This is a genomic window from Paraburkholderia sp. BR13439 (assembly GCF_040948805.1).
Lineage (GTDB): Bacteria > Pseudomonadota > Gammaproteobacteria > Burkholderiales > Burkholderiaceae > Paraburkholderia > Paraburkholderia youngii.
Genome location: NZ_JBFPKN010000069.1, coordinates 1 through 7,677, shown reverse-complemented (window position 1 = coordinate 7,677; position 7,677 = coordinate 1). Strand labels below are relative to the sequence as shown.

Below are 7,677 nucleotides of genomic sequence, written 5' to 3'. Positions count from 1 at the left end.
AACAACTCGCATCCCGATTCGCTGCGTGGCGCGAATTCACCGGCATCGCTCAAAATCCGTCGACTGTCTCCTGAGCGATTGACTCTTCGCAGTAGTCCGTGCCACTGCCGACAAGTTGACAATGCCGCCCGAAAACATACAGCAACCCGCCAATCAGCATCATTTTCGCTTCCCCTTTTGGTAGTCCTGCCGTGCGCCGACGATCTGCACGATTTCGATGATGCCGGCCTGCTTCAATACCCGGTAGACCAGAATGTAGTTCGGCCCCAGCACCATTTCGCGCGTGCCGCGCACACGGCCGGCACGGTACAGTTCGGGATGCTCGGGCAAGACGTCGGTTTTCCGCTCGATTTCATCGTCCAGCTCAAGCGCGGCAACCGGGTTGTCGGCCGCAATGTAATCAAAGATTCTGTGCCGTTTCTCGCGCGCCTTCGCGCGCCACTCCACGATCAAGATTTAGCCCCGCGTGCGAGCCGCCTGCGCAATGCCGCCTTCTTCTCTGCCATCTCCTGCTGCACCTGCGCGTGCGGCACGTTCGGGCGCGGGTCGTCCATCGACTCCTGCACCTGCTCGCGGAACCACTTGTCATAGGCGCGTGCGGCGTGCGCCTCCTTCAGCGCGGCCGATCGGTCGGGCCGCGTGGTGCGCTCGATCGAGTCAGGATCGAAGCCGGCCGCGTCCACGTCGAAGCGGCTGATACCCATGTCGCGCAGGAAACTCACGAGCGTTTCGAGCTTGCGGAACACGCGCACGTCGCCGCGCTTGGCCGACAGGAAACGCTCGGTCAGGCCGTACTTGGCCGCAAGCGTCCAGCCGTTGCCGTGGCCGACGACATGCGCCGCGCGCACGGCGCCGGCTTCCACGAGCCGCGTAAGGGTCTTCTGGTCGATGGTTTCGGTTGCCATGTGGATCTCACTCAACGAGTTTGGGACGCCATGCGCGCACGATGGCCTCGAACTGCGGGCCGCAGCCCAGCGTCTCGGGATAGCTGTTCGCCCGCGAGGCGAGGCGGAACACCACGCACATATCGTCCATAATGGTGTCGTCCACGCCCCATGCGGTCGTGAGGTCGTAGCTGCCGCACTGGCCGGCGTTCCACCAGGCCAGCAGGAAGTCGGCCACGCGCCGGCTCTGGCCGGTGTCGCCGCGTGCGTGCTCGACCAGGCGCTCGAGCGCCGCGCGTTCGGCTGGGGCCATCTGTACGGGTTGCATCGTCACTCCATAGGGCCGGCTCGCGCCGGCAACGGTATTGGGGTACCTACAATTATTGTACGCCAACCCATTTTACTGTAAAGTGGGGGTCGGGGTATTTTTGAGCGTCGCGGCGGTTGGACATAACGCCTGTTCTACGTGAGAGCGGCAATCAACCGCATCAGCAAAAAAGGGCACCTCGGTGCCCTTTTTCATGAGATTGCGCGCCTCCCGAAGGGCCGGGAAGACGTAAAAGAAGGTCGTCGATGTCGATATCGTCAAACGGGTTCGGAATGACGGTGCGCGCGATGAAGCAGCCAATCACCGGCACGTCGCCGAATACTTCGCGAAGTTTTCGGGCTGCTGCAGCGAAGTGGGCGCCACGCGTGAGCACGTCGTCGAAGAGAAAAATAGCCGCAGGACGCTCGTCCGGCTTGCCTTTCTCAGGGTCGAAGGCCAGATCGGGGCATTGTCAACTTGTCGGCAGTGGCACGGACTACTGCGAAGAGTCAATCGCTCAGGAGACAGTCGACGGATTTTGAGCGATGCCGGTGAATTCGCGCCACGCAGCGAATCGGGATGCGAGTTGTTTGCGATAGCGTGAAGCCCGTAGCAGGTGTCGCTTGAGCGCGAAGTGCTGCCGGATCAGGCCGAAGCTGGAGAGAAAAGCCTGCGTGCGCTTCGGGTCACGAAATCCGCGCATGCGCCGCTCACGTTCACGCGTAGGCTGATGACTGTTCTCTGCCCGGTTGTTCACCCGGGCCGCAGCCTTGACGAACACATGCTTGACGTTCGCCAGTTCGGGGATATCGGCCTTGGCTGCCGGGTAGCTGCGCAATTGATCGGTGACAATCCTTCGTGGCGCGTCGGTACAGGCGGCCAGCACGTGGTTGAAGAAGCGCTTTGCTGCGGCCTTATCGCGACGTTTCTGCAGGAGGATGTCGAGTTCGGCGCCGTGCTGGTCGACTGCCCGCCAGAGCAGATAAGGCTCACCGCGCAACGTAACGAAGACTTCGTACAGATGCCATGTGCGCCCAGGCTTGCGGCGAGCAGCTTTGACGCGATGTGCGAAGCCCGCGCCGAATTTGTCGCACCAGCGGCGGGTCGTCTCGTAACTGACAACGACACCGCGCTCGAACAGCAGTTCTTCAATATCACGCAGGCCAAGTTGGAACCGGAAATACCACCGAACCGCGAGACTATTTTCCATTGCATTCACCTGATGTGTTCTATAAGCAATGACTATGCTAGCGATGAAGTACTTTACTTAAACTCTTGGCTAACTGAGGTTGCAAATAAGTCGTGCGGGCCAGCGCGGCTGCGGTGCTGTTGCAACAAAATTCCCAAAATTTGTCGGAAAGCTGACGTCGCGCACGTCCCAAACAGGACACACTCTTCCTCTCGACAAGGAAGGCAAGGCCGATTCCGCTGAAGCGTTCAATCCTCCAGATCCTGAGTGTTCTGGTGCAAATAGGTAAGCGGGTTGAGAAAGTTTATATAGGTAGGAAAGCTTATCGATCAAACAGGACCGCATTCCATACGGCGGGCGCAGCGGCCTCCTTGAGGCCGAGATTTGCGAGATCGAATGGTCCCTTGTGAATGCGATGCGTCAACTCGACTGCTGAAATCGTGGTCGCGGCGCTCCCGAATCGCTTGAACCCAGGCATCACGTTCGTTCTGGACTTGATGTGGCGATGGTCTTGCTCGATCACGTTGTTCAGATAATTTGAGGACCGGACCTTCGTGTCTTCAGGCAGCAGACCATCGGTCTTCATTTCGCGCACCGCGCGGTGCGAGGCGGCATAGCCGTCGAGCGTGATGGTCTCCGGCGGCTGGCCTTGACGCTTGATGGTCTTGCTGAAAAAAGCTTTGGCCGCAACCATGTCGCGTCGGGCTCTGAGCATGAAGTCCACCGTCTGGCCAGCCCGATCCACTGCCCGGTACAGGTAGACCCACCTGCCGCGAATCTTCAGGCAGGTCTCATCGACTCGCCACGAGCGACCCGCAGGTGTAGCAAAGCGGTTCCAGCGTTTGACGAACTCGGGTGTATAACGCCTCACCCAGCGCAGAATCGTCGTGTGAGCCAGCGACAATCCCCGTTCGGCCATCATCCCGACCAGATCGCGAAAGCAGAGCTTGTAGCGCAGGTACCAGCGAACGCACAGAATGCGCGGATTTCGTGACCCGAAGCGCACGCAGGCTTTTCTCTCCAGCTTCGGCCTGATCCGGCAGCACTTCGCGCTCAAGCGACACCTGCTATGGGCTTCACGCTATCGCAAACAACTCGCATCCCGATTCGCTGCTTGGCGCGAATTCACCGGCATCGCTCAAAATCCGTCGACTGTCTCCTGAGCGATTGACACTCTTCGCAGTAGTCCGTGCCACTGCCGACAAGTTGACAATGCCCTGTTCTGCGCCTCTCAAAAGAATCTATTATGGTCAAAATGACAAAGAACCAGCTAATTGACGCGATTGCTGAAGGAACGCAGATTCGTCGCCTTGTCCGGGGTGTTATTGTTTGAGCTGTGTCTGGTTCAGGACATCGATGTCTCAAGTCGAACAGTAAAACTCATCAATGGCGGCTATAGGCGCGTTGTTCTTTGAGGAACTCTCGCGCAATATCGTTGGCACGTCGGTTGCTTAAGATGCGTAGAACTCTGTGACGATCATCTCGCTTCGCGAGGCGCTGCCAAAGAGTTCGGATTAGACGTTCTCCACCGGTCCAAATGTAGCATCGGATGCGGAGCGAACGCCATCAGAACTTGAGGGGCCTATGTTTGCATCGCGATGGGAAAATAGCCGATCCACCACCGTTGGCGATTTCAGAAAAAATGCGAAGAGCGCAAAACAGAGCTCTTCCGTGCTTAAGCGGATGTGGCCCAGGAATAACGCTGACTTGTTGGAGTAGATGATTCCGAAGAACCTGGTCGCTGCTACGGACTAAACTGCTGAAGGTGTATCTGCCGCTCGCGGGGCGACGTTGATTTGGTCTGGTTATCCATTGTGAAGAGGGTGCTATGCAGGAGACCGTCGACAGCAAGATCGGACTAGATGCTACTTCGGGCGACAATCGGAAAGCCGAGAGTTCGTTTTTGAAGTTCCGCGGGATAGATCATATTGCCATTGCAGTACTCGATCTTGAGGCGTCAATTCTGTTCTTTCAGGACGTGCTGGGCTTTGAATTGAAGGGCCGTTCTCACGTTAAGGGACGGTCGACAGGGATGCTTTATGCTAACCTCGAGAGCGGCGGCATCAGGTTTGTTCTGTGTCAGGGTACTGAGCCAACCTCTCAGGTCTCAGAGCTGGTGCGGCGTAATGGTGTCGGAGTTGCTCACATTGCTCTTGAGGTCGACAATGTAGATGCTGCCGTGCAGACCCTAAAGTCTCGTGGTCTGGGATTTGATACGACCGTCGTTCGTTGTCCTGGACTAGCGCAGGCCTTCTCGAGTCGCTCCATTGAAACGGGCCTTAGCTTCGAATTCATTCACCGAGATGGAGAGAATGGCCTCCTCGAATCGAACGTTCAGCAGCTCTTTGGTCAGCTTGAACAGTCGGGCAAATATTGACGGAAGAGGTGGGGCCTCCAGTTGTGCGCGTGCTCCAACATCTTCATCGCCCAGCCGCGCTTGTTGCCGGTGGGAGGCTAGCCGCAAGGTGCGCCCAGGTAGCGAGCGATATGGGCGACGTTATTCGCGCGGCCTTGTGTGCAGATCCCATTTTGGGGGATTGGGCTCGTCGCGGTAAGATCCGGCGTGTCGCAAGTGTTGAAGAGCTATCGACCTTGCTGAATGCTCAAGTGGTGGACTGGATATTTTCGGGTTGTAATCCATTCGCATTGGCAGCGGATGTGTTGGGGCGAGTTCGTCAAGGCGCTTCCAAGTGTCGCGAAGGTCCGTTAGCGCGGTGTGCGGGAACTGCGGCAACTTCTTCGGTGCTGTTGGTCCAAGATGCCGAATGTGCCGTCAGGTGGCATCGCATCTATGGTGGTGCGGACACCGGTCACCGGGTTGTTCAATCCCACGTGTTGATCACGCCAACCGATACGGCGTCAACTCTTGACCTCAAATGCTGCGAGGCTGGAGTCAAGGTATTCCGCGAACGTCTGACCGTTTTGGCGAGTGGAGAGGAGCTCAGTGCCTGTCCGTAGGCGCTAGATACGCCGACGCGAGTTTCCCGAACGTCGACGTCCGGATGTGGCGGCCTGCACTGCGATGGGATCGACCCGCGCCAGATCTCTCTGGGACAACGACCGCCTGGACTTTAGGTCGTATCATTCCAATCGTTCTATGTGTGAAGGCTGTTGTCGCAATCAGGTGCTTGGAGGTGTCGTCTAACCGCTCGGGCTTATCGGCGGGCTCTCTCTCCTTAAAATCACCCGGCAATTGGCATGTGGCGACAGGTACGAGGATGTTGATGCTTGGTTCGACGGCTAAGATGGTCGGCCAGTGGATGCGCGGCCACTGGCGAGGAATTCCGGCATGGATATAGGCAACCGCTTACCGATCTTAAGCGAAGCTGAGGCGCGGGGCACAACAGTTGCCCATGAATTGTTGGCATCTCGTGAAGAGTTCTGGCGACAGCGACTAGAGCAGTTCAAGATAGTTCAGCTTCCGTTTTCGTCGTTAGAAGGCAACGCTCTGGCGACATGGCAATCGACCGCTTGGCTCATGCCGGGTGCGTTGGCTGAGCTATCTCCCAGTGATCGCGCGGAATTCTTGCTAACTGCTTGGGTGGTCTATCTCGCCCGCATCACCGGGGAAGCAGAGCTTCAACTGGGATGGACTCCCGTGCCGAACGGATCGCGAGCCGGCGTGAATGCGCTCGAGGTGCTTGTCGCGTCTGTCGTGCCGATGGCAATTACCATCGACCTCGATAACAATTTCGCAGAGGCGCGCACGGCGGTCGCGGCCGAATTCGCTCAGCTGAACGCGCAGGATACCTTTGCGCGGGATCTTATTGCGCGATGCCCGACGTTGAGCGGTGTGGAGGCGCTACGATTGCGCCGTCCCTGGCCGGTTGGCGTTACGGTTACGGGAGAGAGCTGTTCTGCTGCTGAAGAGTCGGTTTCGAGCTCCAGTTCTGAGATAGCTCGCTCCGGTGAGTTGGTAACGCTCGAGATTTGCGCTCTGGATGGGAGCTTCCGATGGCACTTTGATGCAAGTCGCCTCGAGCCCAATCAGATCGAGCGTATGACACAGCATTTGCAGAATTTGTTGTGTGCTGTGATGACCGATGCGCAGCAGTCGTTGGGGTGCATCGGGCTGCTGTCGTCCGATGAGCGCACCTGCCTCTTGGAGGATCTGAACCGGACGGCGACGCCTTATCCTTCGGACCGGTGTATCCATGAGCTGTTCGAGGCGCAGGTGCGTAAGACGCCGGATGCGGTAGCCGTGGTCCATGCTGACGCGCGCTTAAAATATGGCGAGCTCAATGCTCGGGCGAACCGGCTCGCATATCATCTCATCGCGCTTGGGGTGAAGCCGGGCGAGCGCGTTGCGATAGTGCTTGATCGAGGCATTGCTCTTGTTGTCGCACAACTGGCAGTTCTGAAGGCGGGCGGGGTCTATGTACCGATTGATCGGGGCGGTCCAGTTGGGCGACGAAGCTGGATTATGACCGACTGTGCTGTGCGCCTCATCCTTGTAGGTGACGAGAATGAGGGCGGGCTTGAGATTCCGATTCCTATTCTGGCCATTGATCCGATCATGGCTGGAACAGGGTGTAGTACCGATCCTGGCCTAGCATTGACCGCCGAGGCTCCGGCCTACGTGATGTACACCTCCGGGTCGACCGGTCTTCCGAAGGCCGTGGTTGTTCCTCATCGTGCTGTCAACCGTCTCGTCATCAACAACGGCTATGCGGAGTTCACCTCGAGTGATCGCGTGGCCTGGGTAGGCAATCCCGCCTTTAGCATCAGTACGCTGGAAGTTTGGGCACCACTGCTGCACGGTTCCAGCCTAATTGTGATTCCACACACAGCTGTACTGCAGCCCGAGGTGCTGCGCATTCTGGTTCGGCGGCACCGCATCACCGTGCTGCATTTGACTGCCGGGTTGTTCAGCCGGAGCGTTGATGAGTTAGGCCCGGTGCTGGCGAGTTTGCGATTTCTACTAGTTGGTGGTGGCGCGGTTGATGCGGCGGCCGTGGCCCGGGTTTTGAGCCAAAGCCGACCGCAACATCTCTTGCACTGCTACGGTTCAACTGAGACGTCGACCTTTGCGACGGTCTGCGAGATCACCGCCATTGATCAGACAGTCCGACGACTCCCGATCGGCCGTCCGATTGCGAACACGCGGGTGTATCTGCTTGACGGACACGGTGCGCCGGTTCCGTTTGGCGCGGTCGGGGAGCTCTACGTCGGCGGGGCGGGGGTGGCGCGCGGTTATCTGAACCGGCCCGAGCTGACCGCGGAGCGGTTCATCGGCAGTCCCTTTGTCGAGGGCGACCGGCTGTACCGCACTGGCGATCTGGCGCGCTATCTGCCGG

The 7,677-nt window shown here is 58.4% G+C and carries 8 protein-coding genes and 1 pseudogene; 3 read left to right on the top strand and 6 right to left on the bottom strand.

The annotated features are described in order from the left end of the window. Window positions 1–159: 159 nt before the first annotated feature. The 6 genes from AB3X96_RS41625 to AB3X96_RS41600 form a co-directional block, all read right to left on the bottom strand. On the bottom strand, window positions 160–453 hold the full coding sequence (locus tag AB3X96_RS41625) for a type II toxin-antitoxin system RelE/ParE family toxin (protein WP_176112381.1): 294 nt from the start codon (window positions 451–453) through the stop codon (window positions 160–162). Continuing rightward, window positions 450–905 (bottom strand): hypothetical protein, encoded by a 456-nt coding sequence (locus tag AB3X96_RS41620; protein WP_368594300.1) that lies wholly within the window; start codon window positions 903–905, stop codon window positions 450–452. Before AB3X96_RS41620 ends, AB3X96_RS41625 begins: the two co-directional genes overlap by 4 nt. Window positions 906–912: 7 nt before the next feature. Beyond that, the gene (locus AB3X96_RS41615) at window positions 913–1,212 is read right to left on the bottom strand and encodes a hypothetical protein (RefSeq protein ID WP_368594299.1); all 300 of its coding nucleotides are present in this window, start codon (window positions 1,210–1,212) and stop codon (window positions 913–915) included. Window positions 1,213–1,372: 160 nt separating this feature from the next. Next, complete coding sequence (locus AB3X96_RS41610; protein ID WP_176112378.1) at window positions 1,373–1,585, bottom strand: hypothetical protein; 213 nt, start codon at window positions 1,583–1,585, stop codon at window positions 1,373–1,375. A 123-nt stretch (window positions 1,586–1,708) separates the two neighbouring features. Next, window positions 1,709–2,401, bottom strand: a complete 693-nt coding sequence (locus tag AB3X96_RS41605; protein ID WP_368594298.1) for an IS6 family transposase — start codon at window positions 2,399–2,401, stop codon at window positions 1,709–1,711. 301 nt (window positions 2,402–2,702) lie between these two features. Then, the gene (locus AB3X96_RS41600; protein ID WP_368594301.1) at window positions 2,703–3,416 is read right to left on the bottom strand and encodes an IS6 family transposase; all 714 of its coding nucleotides are present in this window, start codon (window positions 3,414–3,416) and stop codon (window positions 2,703–2,705) included. Here AB3X96_RS41600 and AB3X96_RS41595 point away from each other — a divergent pair. From AB3X96_RS41595 to AB3X96_RS41585, 3 genes and pseudogenes are all read left to right on the top strand, one after another. Then, window positions 3,355–3,543, top strand: a pseudogene (locus tag AB3X96_RS41595) (IS6 family transposase); the annotation flags it as partial. The gene AB3X96_RS41600 and the pseudogene AB3X96_RS41595 sit on opposite strands and share 62 nt — an antisense overlap. A 665-nt stretch (window positions 3,544–4,208) precedes the next feature. Beyond that, the gene (locus AB3X96_RS41590) at window positions 4,209–4,757 is read left to right on the top strand and encodes a VOC family protein (protein WP_368594297.1); all 549 of its coding nucleotides are present in this window, start codon (window positions 4,209–4,211) and stop codon (window positions 4,755–4,757) included. Window positions 4,758–5,669: 912 nt separating this feature from the next. Beyond that, window positions 5,670–7,677: amino acid adenylation domain-containing protein (locus AB3X96_RS41585; protein ID WP_368594296.1), on the top strand; the 2,008-nt coding region annotated here is incomplete at its 3' end.

Coding starts and splice junctions, on each gene's coding strand:
- AB3X96_RS41615 (WP_368594299.1), bottom strand. CDS start 1,212: ATGCAACCCGTACAGATGGCCCCAGCCGAACGCGCGGCGCTCGAGCGC.
- AB3X96_RS41590 (WP_368594297.1), top strand. CDS start 4,209: ATGCAGGAGACCGTCGACAGCAAGATCGGACTAGATGCTACTTCGGGC.
- AB3X96_RS41620 (WP_368594300.1), bottom strand. CDS start 905: ATGGCAACCGAAACCATCGACCAGAAGACCCTTACGCGGCTCGTGGAA.
- AB3X96_RS41605 (WP_368594298.1), bottom strand. CDS start 2,401: ATGGAAAATAGTCTCGCGGTTCGGTGGTATTTCCGGTTCCAACTTGGC.